This window comes from Salinisphaera sp. SPP-AMP-43, assembly GCF_049568105.1.
Lineage (GTDB): Bacteria > Pseudomonadota > Gammaproteobacteria > Nevskiales > Salinisphaeraceae > Salinisphaera.
On sequence record NZ_CP145335.1, the window covers coordinates 1,077,180 to 1,102,518 of the forward strand.

Sequence of the window (25,339 nt, forward strand, 5' to 3'; positions counted from 1 at the left end):
CATAGCGGCCAGGGCGTTTATCGGCCGATCAACGCTCGGGATAAGCGCGTCCACCATGTGCTGCATTGCCGGTCAGCTGATAATTCAACCCAGCAGGGGCGATGGTCGCCTGGGCTGGTAACAGACCCAGAGCCGTGGCATCGAGCGAGAAGGTATTGGCATTGCGCAACGAGATCACCAAACGACCGTTCTGTTCGAAGGTCACCGGCCCGACCACGTTGGCGGTCAGATCCTGCTGAGCGAGTGCCAGGCCCTGACCATCCGGTGCGTTCGCCACCAGCTGCAGGGAAGCCACAAAGCAGGGTGCGAAATCGTAGCCCACGCCGTTCAGGCTACCTTGGCATTCCGGCACGATATAACCCACCTGGCTCCCGGCATCGTTACCGCTGTCATCCGCTAGATCGGGGAAACGCAGAATGATGCGACCGGTCTGTAGCGGATAATCGCTGGTCGGATCGATCCCGGCCGACTGCAACAGGCCGGCGAGCACTTGTTCAGTACCGGGCAGGTTGTTGAGCGCGGTCAGCGCGGAGCCGATCGTGTTGCTGGGATTGGTTGGATTCAGGGCGCTACTGATGGTGTCGGTCAGCCCTGGTATCTCAGGCAGGCCAGACAGTCCGCCAACGATATCGCCAATACCTGGGACCTGGCCCAGCGGAGTTGCTGCGCCTTGCGGGCTGTTCTGAGCAGCCTGGCTGAGGGCCTCGGCAATCGGCGATATTGCACTGTCGAGAGTGCTATTCAACGGGCCGCCGAGCGAGCCAGCCAAGGTTTGACGACCGATTTCGATACTGGTCAAGCCGGTCTGTCCGCCGGGCAGCAATTCGACAGGAATACACTGGCTCGGCGAGGCGCCGACCACCGAATTGCCTGCGTCATCGACAACGTTGGCGATGGCATCGCATTGATCGAGCGTCTGCCCGATCGCGATCGGCCGAGTCAGCGACAGATAGGCCGGATAGCGGCCATCGCTGCGGTTCGGGTTGTCGATCGCGACGGTGCTGCCCAAGAAGCTAGAGGTGAGTTCGACCAGCGACTGATTACCCGGCTGCGGCCGCTCATCGGCGTCGCCCGGGGTATAGGCGCCATCGCCGTTGGCATCATCGAACCGACCATTGCCGTTGGCATCGGCCGCTGGCAGCGTGAATAGATCGGTGTAATAGTTCGCACTAGACTCGGTGACGTCGAACGGCATCACGATATCGGGGCCGCCGGCGATATCCTCGCTCAAGGTGTTATCGGTTGAACCGCTACCGCTGAGCGGGTTGGTGTTCAAGGCCCGCCCGTCGGTATCGACGATCGAGCTACTGCACAACGCCCCTTCCGTGCCGCAGAGTACGATCCGATAGCGAGCATCAACCGCGAGATCGTTGGCCGGACGAATCGTGAAGCCGCGGGTCGCCTCGCCATCGCGATTGGCAAACGCGACGCGCGCCGTGGGCACGCCCGTGCATTGGCCACTGTCATCGATGCGCTCGAGGGCGACGGTCGCATCGTCGACGTCGTTATCGCCGTTCAGACAGCCGTTGGCCAATACGATCGAATCCTTGGCCACGAGCTTGGAGAACGATACGTTGACGGGCACGTTCGCCGGACTCGTGAACACCGCGAGTGCCCGTGTGGTGTCGTTGTCGGCATCGCCGACGCAGCGTCCGGCGGTATCTCCACCGCTGGTGAAATCGCCGCCGGTCAGAGCACATGGCACGCCAGGGCTCAGTTCGCCGAGGATCGGCGGTGTTGCAGCCGTGTCGACTAGGGGCTCGGTGGTGAACCGCAGGCTCTGGCCCGGGCCGATACCGGTCGGGTTGTCGGTCAACGTATTGCCGGCCAGATCGGTGATATCGGCGCCGCTGCCGAGGGTGAGGGTGTATTCGGCGTTCGGCCGCAGTGCCGCGTCGGGATCGACTACGACCGACGCACCGTCGACTTGGAACGTAACCGGTGTACTGCCGGTGCTGCCGTCGTCGGCGGTATAGCTGAGCTGGATGCTCGAATCGTTGATCGTGGTCGGGTCGACCGGCTCGCTAAACACCACGGCCGGATTGGCTTCGATGGGGAAGTCGTTGATGCCCGAAGTCGTATCCAGAACGCCGCCCTGATTGAGCACCTGCAGACAGGCTTGTTCGGGAAGAGCGGTCGGTGCCGTGCCGTATTGCCCGTAGGCCGCCTCGTAGGCCGGGGTGCCAAAGGTATACAGGCAGGCGCTGGGTGACTGGGCGATCAGATAGGGCGGCGTTTGATCGGTCTGCACCGGGGTTTGATCGCCGCCCGGTAGGGTCAGGCTGAGTTCGAAATCGACCGTTGCATGATCGGTTCGGTTGACCAGCAGTGGAAAGGTACCAAGCACATCGATCTTGAGGTCGCCGTTGTCCTGCGGAATCGCCAGACCGGCGGCCTGAATATTGAGTATGCTTTGATTGAACACGCCGTTGGACAGCATCTGGATCAGGGTCGTGCTCTGATCGGCGCTGGCGGCGATAATGGTGCTGATGGCCAGGTCGAAGCGCAGCCGTACTGCGGTAGGCGTGGTGATCTCGCTCAGATCATTGGCCTGCAGATAGACGTTCGCATCGCTGGCGAATTCAACCCGGATCGGGCCGCTGGTCACCGGGGTCGGTACGTCGCCGTTAAGACGCAGCGATAAGGGGGTGAGTTGGAACTTCTGGCCGGCGCGGATGGTGGCCGGAATGGTATCGCCGAAGCCGTCCAGGCCGGGCTCGGCCAGCGTGGTTTGCAGCCCCTGCAGTTCCGGGATATTCATTGCCGGCTGCGGATTCTGGCCGATCAGCTGGCTGGAAATAGAGACCAGATTGATCGGGCCGCCGTTGAGGTCGTTGTCGGGCAGATCGTCGACATCGTCGGACGCCGGCGTGATCGTAAGGTTCTCGGTCGAAGTATTGCCGGCGCTCAGGACGGTCTTGGTCTGGCTGAAATCGCCCAGCGATTTGCCGAACTCCGAGGTCACGCCGTCGGTAAGCGCCAGTGTGTACTGGCCCGGTTCGAGATCGTCGGTCGGGTCGAAGGTGAGTTGGTGACCGATTACGGTTAGGCGTCCGGGCACCTGGTCGCCGTTGCTGTCGGTAAAGCGAAAGGTGTCGCCCAAGCGTACAGTGGAGGGATCGGTCGCCTCGGAAAACACGACATGGATCGAGTTGAACTGAGCGAACAGACTCTCGCGGCCGGTCACCGGGTTGGTGTCGCCTGGCGAGGTTTCTACCACTTCAAACTGATCCGACGCGCCCGGCCGGCCGGCCATAGGCCCGGTCGTAAACTGGGTCAGCGTTTCGCCTTCGCTATAATTCGTATCCGCGAGATCAGCGGTGGCGACGATGTAATACGTCGTATTCGGTACCAGATCGGTGGCCGGTGTGATCGTCAGGATACCGGCCTGATCGTTGCCATCATCCTGGTCTACCGTAATCTCAGCGGCCGCGTTGTCGGCTGACGGGGAGCCTGCGCGTAATGCCACAGACTGGTCGGCATTCGCGGCGAGCGCCTGTTCGAACTTGACCACGATCTGGCTGTCGAGCGTGACGTCCTGTTGGCCATCATAGGGATAGGATAGAACCAGCCCGGAGGCCTGGCCTGCTTCGGGTACGGCGTTGTCGCCGCCGTTGCTGCTACTGCAGGCACTCAGGCCGGTGGCGGCGACCGCCAGTAACAGACATAGACCGACACCCCGTCCCAAAGGTGTGTTGCTTCGACTGTCCCCCAGAACTGTCGTTGGGCGAAGCGCGCCGTTTTGTAAGACGCGCGAATCCCCGAGAAGTCGCATTCTCTGCACGATAATCTCCCTTTTTGAAGCAGACGCGTTTACGGATTTTCGACATGCCGTATTTTTAGAATCGCGCCTGGTTGAGCGTAGCGAACCGTACGAGAATGCGCTACAGCCGCAATTGAGATCTTGCAAAGGCGCGCGGCTATGGCGGCAATTCGTGGGCTGCTTAGAGTCTAAATAGCTTGTGATACGGGCTTTGCGATACGAAAGCCCGAGCTAGACCGCCCTTCGATAGTCCCCCTAGATGATGGTTTATACCTTGGTATGAGACCTTATTTTAGACCGATAGAACAGCCTAAATGCGCAACATGGCTGGGTTTGGGTAATTTATGTTTCCTGGTCGGGCATGTCGCTTCGGCCCGGGTGGCCGGTCAGAATGGCCACCGGGGCCAACACAGGACAGTCTCAGGCGGCATCAGCCTGAGGGCCGTTTTTTTTCTTGGTTCGCGAGCGCATTTCTTCGGGGTCGAAATCATCGACGCGAATCACGGCCATCTGGAGATCGAATGCCTGGCGCAGACGCTCGGCATCGTTGGCGCTGAGCAGTTGTCGCTGCTCGGCCTGGTCGATCTGTTCGCGTGGGTGATCGGCATCGAGATCGCCGGTCTTGCGGGCTTTGACCAGAGTCTTGTGCAGCTCGGCGGTATCCAGCGTGGCGGCCATGGCGCGTTCGAACAGCGCCGGCGCCGAGTCGGGACGAGCTTGGGAGATATAGCAGCGCGGTGTCAGCCGGTCGCGCACCGCCCCTGGCGTCTGGAGCAGCCGGGCGATGCGACGGCCGAGTCCGTCGCTTGGCAGGCGCGCGGTCCGGCCCAGCGGAAAGATCAGCAGACCGGCGACTACGGCGGCGGGCCGGTTGGGCAGATGACGGAGCACGCCGGCCAGGGCCGATTCGATCTCGGCAAACGCGGTTTCGCAAACCCAGGCCACCAACGGCAGGTCCTCGGCGTGTTCGCCGTCCTCGATGAAACGCTTGAGCGTAGCGCTGGCGATATACAGATTCGACAACACGTCGCCGAGCCGTGCTGAGATCGATTCACGAAACTTGAGGGTGCCGCCCAGCGTGGCCATCGCGATATCCGACAGCAGCGCCAGATTCGCCGAATAGCGGTTCATGGCCTGATAGTAGGGCGCGAGCTGGGTATTGTGTCCGGCCGCCGAACCGAGGCCGCCGGTGAATCCCATTACTAGGGAACGCGCTGCAGCGCTCAGATCGTGGCCGATGTGCCGGTACAGCAGATCGTCGAAGACATCGAGCGCTTTGGTCTGGTCGCGGTTATTGGCGGCCTCGATTTCATCCAGTACATAAGGGTGACAGCGAATAGCGCCTTGCCCGTAGATCATCATCGAACGGGTCAAGATGTTGGCGCCCTCAACGGTGATATTGACCGGCGCCGCCTGAAAACTGCGGGCGATTGGGTTGGACGGACCGAGCATGACCGCTTTGCCGGCGTGCACGTCCATTGCGTCCTTGGCCACGTCCTGAGCCAGGGTGGTCACGTGATACTTGGCGATCGCCGAAGCCACCGAGGGTTTCTCGCCGAGATCCACGGCGTTGGCCGTGAATCGACGCAATGATTCGCAGGCATAGGTCTTGCCGCCGATCCGGGCCAGGGCCTCGGCGACGCCTTCGAACTGGCCGATCGAGATATCGAACTGGCGGCGCGTGACTGCATAGGCACCGGTGAGGCGGGCATTGGCGATGGCATCGCCGGTCGAGCCCGACGGCAGTGAGATCGAGCGGCCCACCGACAAACATTCCATGAGCATGCGCCAGCCCTGGCCGATCATCTCGCGTCCGCCGATGATGTAGTCCAGGGGCACGAACACCTCGGTGCCCCAGGTGGGCCCGTTCTGGAAGGGCGCGCTGGCCGGAAAGTGGCGGCGCCCGGTATGGCAGCCGGGCGTATCGGTCGGAATCAGGGCACAGGTCACACCGAGTTCGGCCTCACCGCCGAGCAGCCCGTCGGGGTCGTACATCTTGAAGGCTAGGCCCAGTACGGTCGCGATCGGAGCGAGCGTGATATAGCGCTTGTTCCAGGTCAGTTTCATGCCAAGGATCTGTTCGCCTTGCCACTCGCCGTGACAGACCACGCCGCGATCCGGAATCGCGCCGGCGTCGGAACCGGCGAACGGGCTGGTCAAGCCAAAGCAGGGGATTTCCGTGCCGACCGCCAGCCGCGGCAGATAATGATCGCGTTGGGGCTCGGTGCCATAGTGCATCAGCAATTCGGCCGGGCCGAGCGAATTGGGTACCGCCACGATCGGGCCGAGCGTGCCCCCAGCCGGGCCGGAGCCGACCTTGGCCAGCACGCAGGAATGGGCATAGGCCGAAAATTCCAGACCGCCGTAGCGTTTGGGAATGATCATGGCCCAGAACTTGTGGTCCTTGATGTACTGCCATGCTTCGGCCGGCAGATCGGCTTCTTCGTGGGTGATCTGCCACTCGTCGCACATATCCAGCAGGGTTTGCACGGGGCCATCCAGAAACGCCTGCTCTTGCTCGGACAGCTCGGCCGGCGGCAGCTCCTCGAGCCGCCGCCAGTTCGGCAAGCCGGAAAACAGCTCGCCTTCCCACCATACGGTGCCGGCTTCCAAAGCGGTGCGTTCGGTCGCCGATAACGTGGGTAGGACCCGACGAAACAATTCGAGGGCCGGCCGCGTGAGATAAGGCCGGCGAATCGCGTCGATATTGAGTGCGCCGAAAATCGCGGCATACGCCAGCCAAAGCAGCCCGCCGAGCAGCCAGCCGGTGCTGGTAACGGTGCATACGATCAGCAGAATACCGACTGCAGCGGTCGTGGTCTTGAGACTGGCACGGCGATACGCCAAGGCGATAAAGGAGGCCAGGAAAGCGACAATCCAGAGCAGTGCAATCATGTCCGGGCTCTCACGCCGGAATGAACGGCCGGCGATTGTGAAAAGTTGCGTTTTTTAGCATAGGCAGGCAAGCCCGACTAAGGCAACTCAGCCGGGCGTTTCGATGCGCGCCAGAAAGTCGTTGATATGGGCCGCGACATCGCGTGGCGCCTGAATATGCAGCATATGTCCACAGCCGGGCAGGCTGTGTTGGGTCATATCGGCAAAACAGGCGCGCCGCTCGGCCATTTCCTCGGCGCTGATCAGTCGGGCGACCGGCGAGCGGCCGCCGTCCAGGCAGAATACCGGACAAGCAACGTTCTGCCAGATTGCCTTGGCCTCGGCAGCGCGGAATCCGTAGGGCATGCGGCCCTGATGCGATGGGTCCACGTGCAAACGCCAACCTTCCGGGCCCGGAACCAGCCAGTGAGCAGCCAGCTCGCTGCGCTCGGATTGGTCGAGTTCCGGGTAACGCCGGGCCAGGCGGGCTATCAGTTGGTCGGGGTCGTTGTAGACGGTCGGCTGACGCGCGGTGCTGTGGTGCCGGGCATTCATCCAGCTGCGATAGCGTGTCGGCGCCTCGCCCGGATCGCTGTCGGGTATATTCAGGCTGTCGAGGGCAATCAACGCCGCGCTACGCTCCGGACGTACGCCGGCAAACAGACTGGCGATCTGGCCGCCCATGCTGTGGCCGATGAGCACCGCCGGCCGCGCGATGTCCAGCGCATCGAGGAGGGCATCCAGGTCAGCCAAGTAGTTCGGGAACCAGTATTCGCCCGGCGTGGCCTGGCTCTGGCCGTGGCCGCGCCAATCGGGGGCGATCACGTCGAAACCGGGATCGCCGTCGACGGCCAGTGCATCGACTAGCCGGGCGAAGCTGGCACTGGTATCCATCAAACCATGCAGCAGCAGCAGGGGCTGGCCGCCGGGTGAGCCGACGCGGCGATAAGCATAGTTCAGACCGCCGATATCGATCGTGCTCAGAGAGTCGAGGAAGCGTTGTCCGCCGGCGTTGAAAGAGCGCATTCGGCTCATGTCGATATCGTTTTCGGCTCAGCGCCGATCAGGTCGTGAATGAAGGCCAGCTTGTCGCGCGCCGCGGTATTTAGAGCGAACGGATAAGCATCCGGCAGGCCCATGCTGCGGTTGACGGCGTTGACGGCGATTGTGAGCTGGGTCCACTGATACATGAAGGCATCGAAATCGTTGTCGCTACGCTGCCAGGGATAGCGCACTACCAGATCGTGTTCGAGCGCGGTTTCCAGGGTATCGCGCATGTGCAGATAGTGGGCCCAGGATTCGGCCCAATCTTCCCAGGGATGCGCTGAGGCATAGGGGGTGATGAAACGCGTGCTCCAGTCGCGTGGCACGCCCTGCTCGTAGTGGCGGGTCAGGGCTTGGCCGTAGTCGGCCCGTTCGTCGCCGAAGCGCCGCCGGAAGTCTGCTAGGGCGACAGGCTGTTCAGCGACCAGGCGCATCCAGTAATAGTGGCCGATTTCATGGCGGAAATGGCCGAGCAGGGTACGGTAATGTTCGCCCATCTGTTCGCGCATCCGTGCCCGCGCGACATCGTCGGCTTCGGAAATATTGAGCGTAATTAGCCCGTCGGCATGGCCGGTGGTGACCGGTTCCTGGCCGGCAAGCGGCTCGGTGAATTCGGTATCGGCATGGGCATCGGCCAAAAAATCGAAGGCCAGGCCCTGGCTCGGATCAGTATCGCGGCCGATGATCGCCAGATCGAGAACCTTGAGCGAATACAGCACATGCCGCTTGGCGGCCTCGATTCGACGCCACAGCTCCAGATGCCGCTCGACGTTGAGATCGGGGATGGTGCGGGTCAGCCGACAGGAGGCACACAGCGGATTCGGATCTTCGACCGGCACCAGCCAGTTGCAGGCATCGTAGATTGCGGTGTTCTCGCACAGCCGGTATTCCCGGCCCGCGATTTGGCCGGCGGCCGGTACCTGCCAGCGACCGTGGCCGATCGGCTCGATTGCGGTCATGGCCAGGGCCGAGGGCACGTAGCCAACGTTGCGGCTGCATTGAAGACAAAGATTATTCTGAAAATACAGAGTATTGCCGCATTGGCAGGCAAAGTCGCGCATGCAGGTCGGCCTCAGGCGTGGGCGCCGTCGAAATAACGCGCGGCGATCGCCTCGGTCAACGCGGCGATCTCGCTCTGGATTCGGTCCAACAGATGTGTCAGTCGTTCGCCCGACAGGCGACTGGCATCGACGCCGTTGACCGTACGCTCGACCCGGGCGAGCTGGATCTTGGCCGGCCCCGGGCTGGGCAGCCGGGCCAGTTTGTCGCCGGCGCTTTTGAGACAGAACCAGGCCGAGCGTGGAAACGCTGGGTCGGTCAGCAGAAACGACACCACCGATGGACCGGTCACACGGCTACGAACATGGCGCCGATACATCTGAAACGCCGACAGCGACTTGAGCACGCTGATCCACTGGGCGTTGCGATAGGGCGGTAGCGCCTCGGAGGTCTGTGGCAACAGATCGGCGGTTCGCACGTCGAGAACGCGCGTAGTCATGTCCGCGCGTTCGATGGCGATGCCCAAAGTCAGCATGTCGTAGGCGGCATCGCGGCTCATGCCAGCGTTAATATGGCCATCGGCGATGCGGGCCGAGCGAATGATGCGGTCCATGACCTGACTCCGTTGGACGCGGCGACGCACATCGGCGGACTCGGCCATGAACAGATGCAAGGCATTGATTTCCTCCCACAGTTCGCGCGGCACGTGGTCGCGGGCACTGCGCAGGTTTTCGCGGGCCGCAATCAGCGAGGCCGCGATCGAGCCTGGATGGTCGCGATCCATGGCCAGGTAGTCCATGACCCGTGTTTCATCGGCTGCGTCGTAGCGGGCATCGAAACCGGCCTCTGCGCCCATGATCTCGATCAGCGTATGCCAGTGGAAGTCGCGCTCGTCGGGCAGATCGAGCAGCAGCAGACCGGTAGCGTTGATCAGGCGAGCGCTGGCTTCGGCACGCTCGATATAGCGGCCGGCCCAGAACAGATTGTCGGCGATACGGGACAACATGATCAGACGCGCTCCTCGGCGGTGGTATGCGAATCGTCGATGATCCAGGTGTCCTTACTGCCGCCGCCCTGGGAGCTGTTGACCACCAGCGAGCCCTCGCGCAGAGCGACCCGGGTCAGTCCGCCGGTCGTCACATAGGGCGGGTGATCGGGGCGTGACACGATAAACGGCCGCAGATCGACATGGCGCGGGGCTAAGCCTTCGTCGATCAACGTCGGCGCGGTCGATAACGCCAGGGTAGGCTGGGCGATATAGTTGCGCGGGTTGGCACGGATCAGCTCGGCAAAGTGTTCACGTTCGGCGTCGGTCGCTCGTGGACCGATCAACATGCCGTAGCCGCCGGATTCGTTGGCCGGTTTGACGACCAGTTCATCCAGATGGGCCAAGACGTACTCGCGTTCGGCTTCGATCATGCAGCGCCATGTCGGCACGTTGGCCAGTGTCGGCGCCTCACCGAGGTAGTAGCGGATGAACTCGGGCACGAAGGCATAGACCACCTTGTCGTCGGCGACCCCGGCACCGGGGGCGTTGGCCAGGGCGACATTGCCGGCTCGCCAGGCGCGCATCAGGCCCGGCGTGCCGAGCATTGAATCGGCACGAAAGACTTCCGGGTCGAGAAACAGATCGTCGACCCGGCGATAGATCACATCGACCCGCCGCAGGCCGTAAATGGTTCGGGTATAGACACAGTCGTCGTCGCCGACATACAGATCCGAGCCCTGAACCAGCTCGGCCCCCATCTGCCCGGCCAGCCAGACGTGCTCGAAAAAGGCGGAGTTGTAGATGCCCGGTGTCAGCAGGGCCACGTTCGGGGTGATATTCGGGCGCGGCGACAGGGCCGCCAGGGCATCCAGCAATTCCGAGGGATAGTCGTCGACCGGGCCGATCACATGGGCATCGAACAACTCTGGGAACACCCGCTTGGCCACCATCCGGTTCTCGACCATATAAGACACCCCGGAGGGCACCCGCAGGTTGTCTTCGAGGACGTAGAAATCGCCGTTGTGATCGCGCACCAGATCCGAGCCACAGATATGGGCCCAGATATCGCCAGCTGGCCGCATGCCTACGCACTCCGGGCGGAAGTTGACCGACTGGTCGAGCACCTCGCGCGGGAACACCCCGTCGGCGATCACCCGCTGCTCGCCGTAGATATCGGCAATGAAGGCGTTGAGGGCAGCCACGCGCTGCGCCAGACCGGCAGCCACTCGACGCCACTGGCTGGCCGGAATCACCCGCGGGACGATATCGAACGGCCAGGCCCGGTCGATCATCCCGGCGTCGGAATAGACCGTAAAGGTGATCCCCATCGACTTGATATCCAGACCGGCTGCGGCACGTCGGGCCGTCAGCTCGTCGCGGTCGAGCGCGCCGATGCGCTCGGCGAGTTCGGCGACTGCGGCATGTGGGCGGCCGTCGCCTGCGATCATTTCATCGAAGAAACCGGGGCTTTCGTAGCCCTGCCAAGCATCACCGGGCATGGTCAGTCGTCGAGTGGTCGAAACGAAGTCTTATCTATACTCGATCGCGCCGTAAAATGCAGGATGTCGCGCTCGATCAGCATGCTAGACTCGCGGCTTTAGCGAATACGACTCGGGCATGGCGCAAACCAACAGCTCCGCGGAATCCGGTGTGATCTTCAAGGGGCGGATGATGACGTTGACCGTCATCGAAATCCGCGAAACCGATAGCGAGGCGATCGCCACTCAGGTCAACGAACAGATAGCGCGTGCGCCGGGGTTTTTCACTCGCCTACCGGTATTGCTGTCGCTGCCTGACACGCTGCCCGATCTGGGCCGGGTGGTCGAAATTTTGCACGAGGCCGAGCTGGTAGTGGTCGGCGTGCTGGATGCCTCGAGCGCCGTGGCCGAGGCCGCCCGCGCGGCCGGTCTGGGCGTGATCGAATCGCCGGGCAAGCGCGCCGGCGCGGCGGACGCTGGCCAGGAACGGCCGAAGCAGGCAAAAAAATCGTCCAGCGACCAGCCCGCCGCCACCCCCGAACCAGAGGCGCCGGGCCGAACGCCGACCCGCTTGGTCACCAAGCCGGTCCGCTCCGGCCAGCAGATCTATGCTCGGGGCGGGGATCTGGTGATCGCGACCTCGGTCTCCGAAGGCGCAGAAGTATTGGCCGACGGGCATATCCATGTCTACGGCGCGCTGCGCGGCCGGGCCCTGGCGGGCGCTTCGGGCGATGCCGAAGCCCGGATCTACTGCAAGCGCTTCGAACCCGATCTGGTTGCGATCGCCGGCTGTTATAAAGTCGCCGATGCCATGGACGAGGGGGTGCGTTCCAAGCCGGTCCAGGTCCGGCTGGAACATGACAATTTGCTGATCGAACTGCAGGAGTAATCAGTGTCCAAGATTATCGTAGTCACGTCGGGCAAGGGCGGGGTCGGCAAGACCACGACCTCGGCGTCGTTCGCCGCCGGCCTTGCCATGCGCGGGCACAAGACGGTCGTGGTCGACTTCGACGTCGGCCTGCGCAATCTGGATCTCATCATGGGATGCGAGCGCCGCGTGGTGTTCGACTTCGTCAACGTCATTACCGGCGAAGCCAACCTCAAGCAGGCGCTGATTCGCGATAAGCGTATCGACAACCTGTATATCCTCGCCGCCTCCCAGACCCGCGACAAGGATGCGCTGACCGAAGAAGGCGTCGAGCGGACCCTCGATAAGCTGTCCGAAGAGTTCGACTACATCGTCTGCGATTCGCCGGCCGGTATCGAAAAAGGCGCGCTGATGGCGATGTATTTCGCCGACGAGGCGCTGGTGGTGACCAATCCGGAAGTCTCCTCGGTGCGCGATTCCGACCGGGTGCTGGGCATGCTATCGTCCAAGACCAAGCGCGCCCAGGAAGGCGCGGATCCGGTCAAGGAGCATCTGGTGGTCACCCGTTATGCGCCGAGCCGGGTCGGCAAGGGCGAAATGCTTTCGCTCGAAGATATCAGCGATATTCTGGCGATCCCGCTGCTTGGCGTGGTGCCAGAATCGGAAACCGTGCTCAACGCCTCTAACTCTGGTATGCCAGTAGTGCTCGAGAACAACGCCGACGCCGGCGGTGCCTACTTCGACATGGTGGCCCGCTTTCTGGGCGAAAACCGGCCGATGCGTTTTATCGAAGCCAAGAAGAGTTTCCTTGACCGACTGATGGGGAGATAAACCATGGGTTGGCTAGACGTTTTTCGTTCTTCCGAGAAGAAGGGGTCGGCCAAGATGGCCAAGGAGCGGTTGCAGGTGGTGGTCGCCCATCGCCGGACCGGACAGGGCGATCAGCCGGCCTACTTCCCGCAACTTCAGCAGGATCTGCTCCAGGTACTGCGCAAGTATGTCGAGGTTGGTGACGACGCCGTCCAGATGGAGATCGAGCGCGAGGGCGATCTCGAAGTGCTCGAGCTCAATATCACGCTGCCCGAATCGCGCCACTAGGAGCGATGCGTATAACAGGCGATAGGCTTTTGTAATAAATGCGCTGCGCAGGAGCTGCCCATGGTCGACACGGAACAGGTCTATGACTATGTAATCGTGGGGGGCGGCTCGGCTGGCTGTGTGCTCGCCAATCGCCTGTCGCAGGATTCGTCGGTCTCGGTGGCCGTGCTCGAAGCCGGGCCACCGGATCGGAACCCGCTGCTGCATATCCCGATCGGCATCATCGGCCTGATGTGGTCGAAAACCCTGAACTGGGCCTACTACACCGTGGCCCAGCCCCGGCTGGCCAATCGTCGCCTGTTTTGGCCGCGCGGCAAGACGCTCGGGGGCTCGAGTGCCATCAACGCGATGTGCTATACCCGAGGCAATGCCAGCGACTACGACCACTGGGCGGCGCTCGGCAACGCCGGCTGGGGCTATCGCGACATGCTGGCCTACTTTCGCAAGTCCGAGGCCTTCGAGGGCGGGGCCAACGAGTATCACGGCGCCTCGGGCGGGTATGCGGTCAGCCGCGGGCGCCACAACAACCCGCTCAACGAGAAATTCATCGCGGCCGCCCAGGCTTGTGGTTATCCGCGTAACGACGATTTCGGCGGCGCGACCGACGTCGGCGTCGGGCTGTACAACGTCGCTCAACGTGACGGCCGGCGCTGTTCCAACGCCGATGCCTTTCTGCATCCCATACGCGATCGTCGTAATCTCACCGTAATCACCCGGGCGCAGGCGACCCGGCTGCTGTTCGATGGCCTGCATGCTACCGGGGTCGCGTATCGCGATCGGCGCACGCAATCCGAGCGGCAACTCCGGGCCCGCCGCGAAGTATTACTGGCCGGAGGCGCAATCAACTCGCCCCAGATTTTGTTGCTGTCGGGCATCGGCCCGCGCGAAGAGATCGAGCCGCAGGGTATCGAGCTGCGCCACGAACTACCTGGTGTCGGCCGCAATCTGCAGGATCATCTGGATATCAGCGTCATCGATCGCGAACGGACCCGGCTCAGCCTGCGCCTGGGGTTCAAGTTCTTGTTCGTGGATGCACCGCTCGCGCTTTGGCACTACTGGCGCCACGGCCGCGGGTGGCTGAGTAGCAATGTCGCCGAATCCGGCGGTTTCATCAGTAGCACGAACGATCCGGCGCTCGGCGATCTGCAGCTACATTTCATCCCCACGATCGAACAGGATCATGGGCACCGACTTTGGAACACGATCCGCTATCACGGCTACACGCTACGGATCTGTGATCTGCGGCCCGGTTCGCGCGGGCATATCGGTCTGAACAGCGCCGACCCGATGGCGCCGCCACGCATCGATCCGAACTATCTCGACGATCCGCAGGATCTGGCGCAGTTGGTGGCCGCGGTCAAGATTGGCCGGCGCATCATGCGCAGCCCGCCGCTGGCCGAGCACCGTGAAGTCGAGCTCGAACCCGGCGATACGGTCGAAGGCGATACCGCGATCGAGGACTACGTCCGGCGTCGGGCGGAAACCATCTACCATCCGGTCGGGACCTGCCGCATGGGTCACGACAACATGGCCGTGGTCGACGATCGATTGCGCGTTCATGGCATGACCGGCCTACGGGTGGTCGATGCGTCGATCATGCCGACCATCGTCGGTGGCAATACCAATGCGCCGACCACGGCGATTGCCGAAAAGGCCGCGGACATGATCATCGCCGACAACGCCTGAACGCAGACCGCGACCAAGAGTACGGCTGCGGATCGCGGGCGTCGCTTGGTTGCGGTGCCGGCGCCGTGCCGGGCTCGTCGTCGTATTCTGCAATGCGCGAATTGCCGGCTCTAGGCAAGCCGCCCAAGTGCCGTACGCCGCAGAGCGACCGGTAGCCCCGGCCCGTCGTGACAAGCGCTATCGTTCTGGCGCGTTGGCAGCGGCTATGCCTTGTTTTGCCGCTACACAGCGCCCGGCGCAGACCCGCACGCCCCATCGACAGGCCCTAGTGTTTCGGCGCATTCGATAAACGCAGCCACGCGGGCGTCGGCCTCGTCGCGGCGCCAGTACAGGCCCTGTTCGATTAACGGCGAACCATCGATGGCGACAAACACGATCTCGTCCATACGCAGGCGAGATAACGAAGCCGGCACCAGCGCCACGCCGAGCCCTTCGGCGACCAGCGAAACGATAGTCTGCTGTAGGTGGGTCTCGAGCCGAATTCTGGGTACGAACCCATGGGCAGCACAGCATTCGAGCACCGCCTCATGCAGTGCCGGGGCGGTGCTGCGCGGCAGGGTGATGAAGTCTTCGTCAGCCAAGCCCGCAACGTCGACGACCGGGGCGTCGGCCTGCGGGTGGCTGCGAGGCAGCACTGCACACAGTGGCTCCCGGGCCAGGGCACGGTAGTCGAGCCGGCCTGGGCGACCGAGCGGCATGCCGATGCCGATATCGAGGCGATGTTCGAGCACGGCCTGTTCCATATCCCGCGGCAGGATCTCTTCTAGGCTAAGCGTGATGCGCGGCCGAGCCGCGCTGAATACGCGCACCAGCCGTGGCAATAGGCTGAACGCTGCATACATGGCAAAGCCCAGACGCAGCTCGCCGATCGCTCCGGCCTCAGTGGCCCGGGCCGACTGGCTGGCACGCTCGGCATCGGCCAGTAGCCGCAGGGCATGGCGATAGAAATCGTCGCCGGCCGGCGTGAGTGCGACGTGGCGCGAATGGCGCTCGAATAGCCGCACGCCGAGGTCTTGCTCGAGGGCGGCGATCTGGCGGCTTAACGGCGGCTGGGTGATATGCAGGCGCGCTGCAGCCTGGCCGAAGTGCTGGGTCTCGGCTAGAGCCACAAAATATCGGAGCTGACGAAAATTCATCATCGATGCGGCTTCGGTATGGATCGGCGATTCAATTGATATTAGACGGTATCAGAACGCCGCCTTAGCCTTGTCGGCCTGTCGTTCCAACCTATGAGGGCCGTGCCGATGTATTCGGTCACCCACGTCGTGCTGCCGATCTTCGGCTTGATCCTAGCCGGCTATGTTTGTCGTCGCAGTGGCTGTCTCGGAGCGACCGCCGCTTCTGAGCTCAATCGGTTCGTGGTCTGGCTATGCCTGCCGGCGCTATTGTTCGAGGCGACCGCGACCGCCAGCTGGCACCAGATCTGGCATCCGCGCTTCGTTGCTGTCTTCGCTCTAGCCACCATGGCCGTGTTCGCGATCACAGTCGTGCTGCGGCTGCGTTCGCCCCGACATCTGGCGGACGCCGGCATCGACGGCCTGAGCGCGGCCTATGCCAATACCGGCTATATCGGCATCCCGCTGTGTGTGCTGGTGCTGGGCGACGACGGCCTGCTGCCCGCCCTGATCGCGACGCTGATCGTGGTCTGCGTATTGTTTGCGATCGCGGTGGTCTGCGTAGAAATTGGGCTTCAGGCCGAAACGACGCTGCACCATGCGGTCGGCAAGGTGTTGCTTGCGCTGGCCAAGAATCCGCTGGTGGTGGCGCCGATCCTGGGGGCGCTCTGGGCGGCCAGCGGCCTCGCGCTGGCGCAGCCAGCCGATAAATTTCTGCAGCTGCTCGGCGATGCCACCACGCCCTGTGCCTTGGTGTCGCTGGGGGCGTTTCTTACCCAGCGCCACAGCCCGGGCGCCCAGCGCAGCGCCTTGAGTCTGACTGCAGTGAAACTGATCGGCCAGCCAGCGATCGCCTGGGTATTGGCGGCCTATGTATTCGGGCTGTCGCCGCTATGGACCAAGGCCGCGCTGTTGCTGGCAGCGCTGCCGACCGGCACCGGGCCGTTCATGCTCGCCGAGTTTTATGCTCGCGAGGCCTCGGTGGTCGCTGGCACGATCCTGTATTCCACCGTCGGTTCGCTGGTTACGTTGAGCCTCTGTCTGTACCTGATCCAGTAAACGCCTCGGGCGCTACTGGCTGCGCAGGTCCTTGCGCAGGATCTTGCCGACGTTGGACTTCGGCAGCTCGTCGATGAACACGACCTGTTTCGGCACCTTGTAGCCAGTCAATTCGCTGCGGCAATAGTCGATGAGTTCGTCTTCAGTCAGGCTGTCGTCGCGTCGGACCACGAACACTTTGACCACCTCGCCGGATTTGTCGTCCTCGACGCCGATACAGGCAGCCTCGAGCACTTTCGGATGCGAGGCCACCACGTCTTCGATTTCGTTGGGATAGACGTTGAAGCCCGAGACCAGAATCATGTCTTTCTTGCGATCGACGATATAGAGATAGCCGCGATCGTCGAACTGGGCGATGTCGCCGGTGCGCAGCCAGCGTTCGTTGAAAAAGGTCTTGGCGTTCTCTTCGGGTTTGTTCCAGTAGCCGGCCATCACCTGCGGGCCATCCACGCACAACTCGCCCGGCTGGCCAGGCTCGACCTCGTTGCCGTTTTCGTCGCGAATGGTGATTTCGGTCGACGGGATCGGCAGGCCGATCGAGCCGTTGTAGCGTTCCAGATTCAGCGGATTGATCGCGACTGCCGGCGAAGCCTCGGTCAGACCATAGGCTTCGATCAGGGGCACGCCAGTGATCTGTTGCCATTTCTCGGCCACCGCTTTCTGGACCGCTGCGCCGCCGCCGAGCGCGATTTTCAGCCGGGAGAAATCCAGCTTGGCGAAGTCGTCGTTATTCACCAACGCATTGAACAACGTGTTGACCGCAGTAAAGGCGGTCGGCCGGTGCTTGTCGAATTCCTTGACCAGCCCGGCGATATCGCGCGGGTTGGTAATCAGCACGTTCTTGCCGCCCTGTTGCAGAAATACCAGGCAGTTCGCCATCAAGGCGAACACATGGTAGAGCGGCAACGGGGTGATGATGGTTTCGTGGCCTTTTTCGGTCCACGGGCCGAGCCAGGCCTGGGCCTGCTCGATATTGGCGACCATGTTCCGGTGCAGCAGAATCGCGCCTTTGGCCAGGCCAGTGGTGCCGCCGGTGTACTGTAGAAAAGCGATATCGTCGGGGCCGACCTCGACCGGCTTCATCGACTGTTTGGCGCCGTCGGCCAGCACCGTGTTGAACGCGATCGCGCCGGGCAGGTTGAACGTCGGCACCATACGTTTGACGTGCTTGACCGCGAAATTGGTGATGGTGCGCTTGACGGTCGGAAAGCAGTCGCCGATCTGGGTGGAAATGACCGCTTCGAGGGCGACCTTGTCGACGACCTTCTCGAGGGTGGCGGCGAAATTCTCGACGATCACGATCGCCCGGGCGCCGGCGTCGGAGAGTTGGTGCTCGAGTTCGCGGGCGGTATAAAGGGGGTTCACGTTGACCGCTACCATGCCAGCGCGAAGGATGCCGAACAGGGCGATCGGATACTGCAGCAGGTTGGGCATCATGATCGCAACGCGATCGCCCTTGGCGAAACCGAGCTCGTGCTGGAGATAGGCCGCGAAATGCCGAGACCTGGCTTCCAGCTCGGCATAGCTCATCTCTACGCCCATGTTCGAGAACGCCGGCGCATCGCTGAATTCTCGACAGCTGTCCTCGATCACGTCGACCAGGGTTCGGCCGCTGTCGACGTCGATTTCGGCGGGCACCCCGTCCGGGTATTGTGCGAGCCAGGTTTTATTCACGGTCTCTCCTCTGACAACCGTTGTCATAGAGCGTGTTCTCGTCGCCATGCGCTCGGAATGCCTGTCTGAGCGCTGCCCGATGCGTGACGAGAACATGTTGTCATATCTATTGCCCCGACGCGTCAGTCGTCGCCGGCGTCGTCCACGAGGCCAGCGGCGTTCGATCGCTGGCTTCAGACTGGCGCCCATGCAGGGAAAGCGCAAGATCGCGTAGCGAGCGATCTTCGTAAGCCATTGCTCTGCTTCTGTCGAGCCGTTCGAGCAGCGTGTCGACCGCCTCGGCAGTCGCCGCATCCCGCGGGTTCGGACGAGCCGCGGGCGCCCCTGAGCGCACGGTATCCAACACGGTGGTGATACGCACTTCGGCGATGTCGCGGCGGGGCAGCAAGGTATGACCAAGCGCGCCAGTAGCGACCAACAGATCGCCCTCGACCAGCTGGTCGGCGATATCCTGTATGTGGTCGGTGGCCGCGCGCAGGGCATGCGCCAGTGCGCCGACGGTCCACGGGGTGCCCCCGCTGATGAAGCGATCGGCGATCAGCGCGCTCATCAATAACGCCAACCGTTCGCGTTCGGCCGCCCCCAGCCGGGGCGGATAAGGCTCGCGGGTCAGCCGCTCCGTATGCTGGAGCAGGAATGCGACCCGACAGCCGAACAGTAGAATCATCCATGACACATACAGCCAGATCAGCAGCAAAATCAGGATGGCGAAGCTGGAATAGATCGCGTTGACGTTGCCAGCGTTCTTGGCGAACACGGCGAAGCCGAGGCTCGCGGTCTGCCACAGCACACCGGCGAAGATGCCGCCTCCGAGGGCCGGGCCGAAACGGACCTGGGTATTCGGCATGAACTTGAACAACAGCGTAAAGGCGATGCTGTACAGCACGTACGGCAGAATTCGGCCGGCCAGATATAGCGCGGCACCGAACGGCTCGACCGACGATAGATAGGTGACCGTACTGTTCGATGTGACCGTCGCGGTCATGCTCGCCGCCGCTAGAATTACCAGCGGGCCGGCAATCAGAACGCTCAGATACTCGGTCACGCGGCGGCCGATCGAGCGTGCCTGACGGACGCGCCAAATGTAGTTGCAACCGGTCTCGACCTTTTGGATCAGCGACAGGACCGAATAGATCAGCATCACCACGCCGATCGCCCCCAGTACGCCGACCTGGACGTTCTGCACGAAATCCACGATCCGGTCGATGATCTGCTCGCTGCCGGAACCCAGCGGCGATAGAAAACGCTGGAGCACCGGGCGCAGGGCATTGTCCACGCCGAATGCCTTGAGCAGGGAAAAAGCCAGCGCCAGCAGCGGCACCAGCGAGACCAGCGTGGTATAGACCAGGCCCATGGCGCGCATCGGGATTTCGCCGGCTTGGAAATCGCGGACCAGCGCGGCGCCAATGCGCACCGTGACCAGTAGCCAGCGCTTGGGGCCGCGCACCCGCTCTAAATCGGGCTGCCAGACGATTCGATCGATATGACCGCCTAAGCCCTGCAGCAGCGCCATGCATAACTCGCTTGAAAAATCGGTGACGCCATTGTAACCATCAATTCCGGGCCACGGACGTCGGCCCCCGGCCGGCGCATCGCAAGGAGGCCGTCTTGGTCATACAGCAACAAGCGCTCGAACGCGCGGCACCTCTGGACCGCGGCCCTGTCGCGGGTGAGATTCCGGGTACATTTCCGACCGTCGACAATGGCTGGTCGGACATGCGCTGTGCGATCGGCGAACTGCTGGTGCTGCTGGCGCGGCACCCCTGGGCCGCGGTTCGGATCGAGGCTCGGTTGGTCGCGCATTTGGGCGCGATCGCACTGGGCCGGTCGCGGTTGACGCCGGCTGCTGAGGATCCACGGTTCAGGCATCCGGCCTGGCAGGACAATCCGCTATTCCAGCAGCCGCTGCAAGTCTATCTGGCGCTGTCCGAGGCGCTGCGCGATCTGGTCGCCTCCAGCGGCCTGCCGCAGACCCGGCGTCGCCGTCTGGCGTTCGCGGCCGAGCACCTGATCGCGGCTCTGGCGCCGTCGAATCTATGCCTGACGCACCCCGAATTCTACGAGCGGTTGATCGCCAGCCGCGGACGTTCGGCGCTGGCTGGGGTGTATCACCTGCTCAGCGATCTGCGCGACAACCATGCCTTGCCCAAGCAGGTTGATACTACGGCTTTCCGCCTGGGGATGAATATCGCCGCCACGCCGGGCGCGGTGGTGTTTCGCAATGAGATCTGCGAGCTCATCCAGTACAGCCCGCGTACGCCGCAGGTCGATGCCTGTGCCACCTTGTTCGTGCCGGCCCAGATCAACAAGTACTACGTGATCGATCTGGCGCCCGAACACAGTCTGGTGCGTTATGCGCTGGACGCCGGCCAGCAGGTGTTCGCGCTGTCCTGGCGCAATCCGACGGCGGCCCAGCGCTGCTGGGGCCTGGGCGACTACGCCACCGCGGTTGATCAAGCCATTGATATCGTCTGGCGGATCACCGGTTCGCATCCGGTCAAGCTGGCTGGGGCCTGCGCTGGGGGGCTGACGGCCACGGTGGCCCTGGCACGGCGGGCGGCCCAGGGCCGGGCCGCCCAAGTCGCGAGCCTGTCGTTGTTCGTTACCCTGCTAGAGTCGCCCAGTAGCCTGGTCGGTGTGCCGACGGTCGATGATGCCGCGATCGATCGAGCGCTGGCGCGTTCGGCCCGGCGCGGCGTGCTTGATGGCGCCGAGATGGCGCGCTCGTTTGCTTGGCAACAGCCGGATACGCTGATCTGGCGGTTCGTCACCCACAACTACGTGCTCGGCCAAACGCCACCGGCCTCGGATATCCTGTACTGGAACAACGACACCACGCGCCTGCCGGCCCGTCTGCATGCCGACTTGCTGGGTATCTATCGTGACCAACAGCTGCGTGAACCCGGCCGGATTGTGCTGGAAGGCGAGCCGATCGACGTCAGCCGCATTACCCAGGATGTATTTGTGGTGGCCGGCGCGCGCGATCCGATCGCACCGTGGCAGGCCTGCTATCGGTCGATGCAGATGTTTTCTGGGCATCGGCGCTTCGTGCTCGGTACCGGCGGTCATGCCCAGGCAGTGATTTGCCCGCCGGCCAGCGATACCGGCCAGGCCAAGCGCCCCGGCTTCGTGACTTGTGACGACTACGACCTGCCGCCCTCGGATTGGCAGCGCGCAGCACGCTATACCGGCGATTCCTGGTGGCCGGAATGGATGGCCTGGGCCCGTGAACACGGCGGCCCGGAGCACAACGCCCCCACGGTATTCGGCAACGACGACTTCGAACCGATCGAAGCCGCGCCCGGTCGTTATGTTCGCCAGCGCTGAATCTGCCGCGATCGACGAGATCGTGATCGCCGGCCAGCGGCTGCGGGTCGCCGAAACCGACGGCCATGGCGAACGGCCGCTGGTGATCTGCAACGATTTCCTGGCCAATCTCGATATTCTCGACGAGTTTTGTAGCGCGCTGGGGCGGGCAACGCTGCGCTTCGATCTGCCTGGCATCGGCGGGGCGCCCGGGCCGGCGCGCATGCAGCGGATGGCCGGTCTGGCGCGGTTGGTGGCCGAGTTGGTCGCCGCGCGGGGCCACGACCATTTCGACCTGCTCGGCGTCGGCTGGGGCGGCCTGCTGGCCCAGCGTATCGCCCGCGACTATGGGATTCGCGTGCATCGGCTGGTGCTGGTCGCGACCTCGGCCGGCCAGCTCATGTTTCCGGGGCGGGTCGCCAACCTGCGCCGGCTGGCCTCGCTGACCGGTCTGCAGCGGGCCGCGATCGACGCTCAGGACGTACGTTCGGTATTTGGCGGTCGGCGCAGAGAGGAATGCGAGATGGTGGCCCAGGCAATGGCGCGGGCGATGGCCCCCAGCCGACGCGGCTATCTGGCGCAGTGCTATGCGCTGGCCGGTTTTTCCAGTCTGCCCTGGCTGCATCGCCTGACCATGCCGACGTTGGTTCTGTCCGGCGATGACGATCCGATCGTGCCGCTGGTCAATGCGCGTGTTCTGACCTTATTGATGCCGCGATCGGAATTATCGGTCATGCGCGGGGCAGGGCATTGGTTGCTGCTGGAACGCGCCGACGAAGCCGCGCGCCGAGTCGCGGCGTTTCTCGATTTGGCCCAGCCGTTGCATTCGCATGGCAACGACGTATAAATCTCGTATTAATGGACGAACGAGGCGGACGAGCGGTGATGACGCCAGGCAAGAACATCAAGCCCGAAGCCACCTCCTCCGAGCCCTTGGCCGCGGCCCGACGCCTGCCGCCCGAGTTGAGCGTACTGCGGCGGCGAACGCAGATGCAGGTCGACTGGATCGATGTCGACGGCGTGCGTCTGCGCTATGGCATCCGCCGTGGCCGCGGCCGGCCGATGCTGCTTTTGAACACGATCGGCGGCAATCTGGACATGCTGATGCCGCTGGTCAATGCGCTGGACGATGTCGAAGTGGTCGTGCCGGATATGCCCGGCGCCGGGCGATCGCCGGCACTCAAGTTGCCGCATCGGGTGACCTGGTATGCACGTCTGATCGCGACACTGCTGGATCGGCTCGGCTACGATGAACCGATCAATCTCACCGGCCTGTCCTGGGGCGGCTCGCTGGCCCAACAGTTCGCATTGGACTATCCGGAACGGGTGAACCGTCTGGTCTTGGCCTCCAGCTCGGTCGGCTGGCCGTCGATGGCGACGCGTTCGAATACCTTCAAGCGGATGGCCATGGCCCGCTACTACCGGCGTGCCGAATCACTGCCGCCGGGCCTGTCGGCGATCTATGGCGGCTTAGTCAGACGTCGCCCGGAACTGGTCGGCCGGCGCGGCGAATACGCTGGCGGCCCGAGCATCCGCGGCTATGCGTTTCAGATGCTCGGGGCGGTCAGCTGGACCAGCATCCATCGCCTGCATGCGCTGCCGTGTCCGACCCTGGTCATGGGTGGCGACGACGATCCCATCGTGCCGCTGGTCAACAGTCGGCTGCTGTACTGGCTGATTCCGAAATCCTATCTGCACGTGATGCGCGGCGGCGGGCACTTGTTCTTGCTGATGCGGGCCAACGAGTCGGCGGCCGTGATCAAGCGCTTCATCAACGAGCGCCGCTACGACGGCACCGATGGCGCCGACTATTTCGCAGCCCGCGGGCTGGGTGCCGACGGCGCGCTTATTCCGCGCCTGCCGTCCGGCCTCTGACACCGCGCGAGGCCGCCACGGCCTGACGGTGGGCCACAGCCATGCGGGCGGCCTCGGCGAGGCTGCGTCGATCGTAGCCGCGCGGATCGAGTGCAGCGCAGACCCGTATTTCGGCGTGAATCTCGCGTAGCTTGAACAGATCGCGGAAGTGCGGCCAGAGCGCGGCTTCGTTAACCCACGGCGCCAGCGCATGGTGCATGCCGGGCGGGGTCGTATCGTCGCAGTAACGTAGGCTCACCGGCAGCACGTTATAGCCGCCGTCGATAGCGGCCGCGAACAGCCGGGCATGAAAACGCCGCGGATTCGGGTCCGGCGTAGTGGTGCCTTCGGGAAAGAACAACACCGAGCGTCCGGAGGCCAGCATGTCCTGGATCGAGGTGCTGGTTTCGCCGGTCTTACCCTGGCCGCGATCGAGAAACAGCGTGCCGCCGGCCCGGGCGAACGAACCCACCAGCGGCCATCGGCCGACCTCGGCCTTGGATACGAAGGCCGTGTTGAACACTCGCCCCAGCACGAGAATATCCAGCCAGGAACAGTGGTTGGCGACCACCAACATCGGCCCCGAGGGGACGTTGCCGTCGATATCGACCCGTACATGCAGGGCATTAAGCATGCGCCCTAACCACCAGTTGATCAGGTACTTGCTACGCCGCCCGAGCAGCGGGACCGCCGGCAGCAGAAGAACGCCCAGTAGCAGCACACAGGCAAAGCGCACGGCCTTGAAACCCAGGGCGACGCGGCCGAGCAGCGGATGATCGGTGGCAAAAGACGATGTCGTGGACATACGGCGGGCTAAATTAGCGGCTTGCGAGGGGGCTCACAAGTCATGGGAACAACGAGTGACGTCATCAGGACTGCGGATGCGGTGGCACCGCTTCGAAGATCGGTTGGAAGCGATTGACGATGGTGCAGAACAGCCGTGCCGTCTGCTCGGTATCATAACGTGCCGAGTGGGCGGCTTCGTTATCCCAGGACATGCCAGCCGCAGTGGCTGCGCGTCGGAGCACAGTCTGGCCGAGAGCGACCCCAGCCAGGGTGGCGGTATCGAAACAGGAAAACGGATGGAACGGGCTGCGCTTGATGCCGGTCCGCTCGATCGCAGCATTGAGAAAGCCGAGATCGAAGTGGGCGTTGTGCCCGACCAGTACCGCGCGCTTGCAGCCGTCGGCCTTCATGGTATCGCGGACCAGCCGAAATATACGGCCCAGGGCGTCGCGCTCGGGGATCGCCGGACGCAGCGGATGATGGGGATCGATGCCGTTGACCTCGAGCGAGGCCGGTTCGATGTTCGCCCCCTCGAACGGGGTCACGTGATACGAGGCGGATTCGCGGACCGCGAGCTGCCCGTTGTCGTCGAAACCGACCGTCACGGCCGCGATTTCGAGTAGCGCATCGGTCGCCGAATTGAAGCCGCCGGTTTCTACATCAATCACCACCGGCAGAAAACCGCGGAAACGATTGGCCATCCGCGGCGTGGCCGCGCCTGCATTGTCGAGATCGCTCATGCGCGCA

19 protein-coding genes are annotated in these 25,339 nt (G+C 63.3%); 8 read left to right on the forward strand and 11 right to left on the reverse strand.

The genetic code is table 11. The features are described 5' to 3' along the window. Positions 1-28 precede the first annotated feature (28 nt). From V5738_RS04625 to V5738_RS04650, 6 genes are all read right to left on the reverse strand, one after another. Entirely contained in the window at positions 29-3,688 is a 3,660-nt protein-coding gene (locus V5738_RS04625; RefSeq protein ID WP_423823237.1) for an Ig-like domain-containing protein, read from the reverse strand. A gap of 495 nt (positions 3,689-4,183) precedes the next feature. Continuing rightward, positions 4,184-6,658 (reverse strand): acyl-CoA dehydrogenase, encoded by a 2,475-nt coding sequence (locus V5738_RS04630; protein ID WP_423823238.1) that lies wholly within the window; start codon positions 6,656-6,658, stop codon positions 4,184-4,186. Positions 6,659-6,745: 87 nt separating this feature from the next. After that, positions 6,746-7,672: an alpha/beta fold hydrolase gene (locus V5738_RS04635; RefSeq protein ID WP_423823239.1), complete on the reverse strand. Its 927-nt coding sequence runs from the start codon at positions 7,670-7,672 to the stop codon at positions 6,746-6,748. Continuing rightward, positions 7,669-8,742 carry a zinc-binding metallopeptidase family protein gene (locus V5738_RS04640; RefSeq protein ID WP_423823240.1) on the reverse strand — a complete coding sequence of 358 codons (1,074 nt, stop codon included), beginning with the start codon at positions 8,740-8,742 and terminating at the stop codon, positions 7,669-7,671. Before V5738_RS04640 ends, V5738_RS04635 begins: the two co-directional genes overlap by 4 nt. Before the next feature lie 11 nt (positions 8,743-8,753). Then, positions 8,754-9,686 carry an alpha-E domain-containing protein gene (locus V5738_RS04645; RefSeq protein WP_423823241.1) on the reverse strand — a complete coding sequence of 311 codons (933 nt, stop codon included), beginning with the start codon at positions 9,684-9,686 and terminating at the stop codon, positions 8,754-8,756. Positions 9,687-9,688: 2 nt separating this feature from the next. Continuing rightward, positions 9,689-11,167, reverse strand: a complete 1,479-nt coding sequence (locus V5738_RS04650) for a circularly permuted type 2 ATP-grasp protein (RefSeq protein ID WP_423823242.1) — start codon at positions 11,165-11,167, stop codon at positions 9,689-9,691. 118 nt (positions 11,168-11,285) lie between these two features. On the opposite strand from V5738_RS04650, the gene minC reads away from it, so the two are divergent. The 4 genes from minC to V5738_RS04670 are packed head-to-tail and all read left to right on the forward strand — an operon-like array spanning position 11,286 to position 14,798. After that, positions 11,286-12,035, forward strand: coding sequence for a septum site-determining protein MinC (minC, locus tag V5738_RS04655; RefSeq protein ID WP_423823243.1), 750 nt, complete (start codon positions 11,286-11,288; stop codon positions 12,033-12,035). A 3-nt stretch (positions 12,036-12,038) separates the two neighbouring features. Beyond that, the gene (gene minD / locus V5738_RS04660; protein ID WP_423823244.1) at positions 12,039-12,845 is read left to right on the forward strand and encodes a septum site-determining protein MinD; all 807 of its coding nucleotides are present in this window, start codon (positions 12,039-12,041) and stop codon (positions 12,843-12,845) included. Between the two features lie 3 nt (positions 12,846-12,848). Then, positions 12,849-13,112, forward strand: coding sequence for a cell division topological specificity factor MinE (gene minE / locus V5738_RS04665; protein WP_423823245.1), 264 nt, complete (start codon positions 12,849-12,851; stop codon positions 13,110-13,112). Positions 13,113-13,172: 60 nt separating this feature from the next. After that, positions 13,173-14,798, forward strand: coding sequence for a GMC family oxidoreductase (locus tag V5738_RS04670; RefSeq protein ID WP_423823246.1), 1,626 nt, complete (start codon positions 13,173-13,175; stop codon positions 14,796-14,798). Between the two features lie 221 nt (positions 14,799-15,019). Here the strand turns inward: V5738_RS04670 and V5738_RS04675 are convergent, their stop codons facing one another. Continuing rightward, complete coding sequence (locus V5738_RS04675; RefSeq protein WP_423823247.1) at positions 15,020-15,937, reverse strand: LysR family transcriptional regulator; 918 nt, start codon at positions 15,935-15,937, stop codon at positions 15,020-15,022. Between the two features lie 105 nt (positions 15,938-16,042). Here V5738_RS04675 and V5738_RS04680 point away from each other — a divergent pair, with 105 nt between their 5' ends. Further along, the gene (locus tag V5738_RS04680) at positions 16,043-16,972 is read left to right on the forward strand and encodes an AEC family transporter (protein ID WP_423824132.1); all 930 of its coding nucleotides are present in this window, start codon (positions 16,043-16,045) and stop codon (positions 16,970-16,972) included. A 12-nt stretch (positions 16,973-16,984) separates the two neighbouring features. Here V5738_RS04680 and V5738_RS04685 read toward each other — a convergent pair whose 3' ends face one another. After that, positions 16,985-18,646, reverse strand: a complete 1,662-nt coding sequence (locus V5738_RS04685; protein WP_423823248.1) for an AMP-binding protein — start codon at positions 18,644-18,646, stop codon at positions 16,985-16,987. Positions 18,647-18,752: 106 nt separating this feature from the next. Then, the gene (locus V5738_RS04690; RefSeq protein ID WP_423823249.1) at positions 18,753-20,159 is read right to left on the reverse strand and encodes a YihY/virulence factor BrkB family protein; all 1,407 of its coding nucleotides are present in this window, start codon (positions 20,157-20,159) and stop codon (positions 18,753-18,755) included. A gap of 95 nt (positions 20,160-20,254) precedes the next feature. On the opposite strand from V5738_RS04690, the gene V5738_RS04695 reads away from it, so the two are divergent. The 3 genes from V5738_RS04695 to V5738_RS04705 are packed head-to-tail and all read left to right on the forward strand — an operon-like array spanning position 20,255 to position 23,827. Beyond that, positions 20,255-21,973 (forward strand): PHA/PHB synthase family protein, encoded by a 1,719-nt coding sequence (locus V5738_RS04695; protein WP_423823250.1) that lies wholly within the window; start codon positions 20,255-20,257, stop codon positions 21,971-21,973. Then, entirely contained in the window at positions 21,957-22,799 is an 843-nt protein-coding gene (locus tag V5738_RS04700; protein ID WP_423823251.1) for an alpha/beta fold hydrolase, read from the forward strand. The genes V5738_RS04695 and V5738_RS04700 overlap by 17 nt, the downstream gene beginning before the upstream one ends. A gap of 38 nt (positions 22,800-22,837) precedes the next feature. Further along, positions 22,838-23,827, forward strand: a complete 990-nt coding sequence (locus tag V5738_RS04705) for an alpha/beta fold hydrolase (RefSeq protein WP_423823252.1) — start codon at positions 22,838-22,840, stop codon at positions 23,825-23,827. Here the strand turns inward: V5738_RS04705 and V5738_RS04710 are convergent. Next, positions 23,799-24,611, reverse strand: a complete 813-nt coding sequence (locus V5738_RS04710) for a lysophospholipid acyltransferase family protein (protein ID WP_423823253.1) — start codon at positions 24,609-24,611, stop codon at positions 23,799-23,801. The genes V5738_RS04705 and V5738_RS04710 overlap by 29 nt on opposite strands. Before the next feature lie 64 nt (positions 24,612-24,675). Next, positions 24,676-25,332, reverse strand: coding sequence for a ribonuclease T (gene rnt / locus V5738_RS04715; protein ID WP_423823254.1), 657 nt, complete (start codon positions 25,330-25,332; stop codon positions 24,676-24,678). Between the last annotated feature and the right edge of the window lie 7 nt (positions 25,333-25,339).